Annotated in this window: 1 protein-coding gene; it reads left to right on the forward strand. The window is 44.9% G+C overall.

Features of this window, described 5'->3' with window-relative positions:
* Nucleotides 1-145 precede the first annotated feature (145 nt).
* A partial coding sequence (locus A3751_RS00270; RefSeq protein WP_156492133.1) for a hypothetical protein occupies nucleotides 146-603 on the forward strand: 458 nt, incomplete at its 3' end.

Consider the following 603-nt stretch of genomic DNA (forward strand, 5'->3'; position numbering starts at 1 on the left):
CAACAAGCGGGTCGGTGCTAACTTGATCCGTGGCCAAATCCGAGATTTCGAAGTTCTATCAACACTTGTAGAAAGGCGAATAACAACCTATGACTCAAACAAAGAACTCTGCTTCTTCCTTCGATGCTTGATCAGCATTTACCAATTGCGCACCAACACTCATCAAGCTTCCGAAGTTGCACCCTCCATAAGACAACTGTGCGTTAATACCAGAGACATCATCAAGGCAAAAGCGCCAGAAGTCCGTTTCTTTCATCTTAAAACACCACTACTCACTCTCGACAGACTTATAGCCGCCTCACAACTAGAGCACCATCCATTAAACTCGAGCCTCAAGGGCTTGAAACTTATAAGGGAATCTTTAGAAAAACCTCTAGGTTCAGATGAACAAAATGATGCCGTGGATGAAGTTGAAAAAGCTCCTACCACCCCGCCAACAAAAAGTGCTCACCGCGATATCAGCGGAGAGCATCAAACCTTTGCTCGAAAAACAAAAAACTTCGGTAATGACAAAACTGAGCCCAATTATCAGACATTGCTTTCACTCCCTTCTGAAGAGCAAAAGGAATTGTCTCGCCCAGGTCGCATGGCACGCTTGCATTC

Source organism: Oleiphilus sp. HI0080, assembly GCF_001635135.1.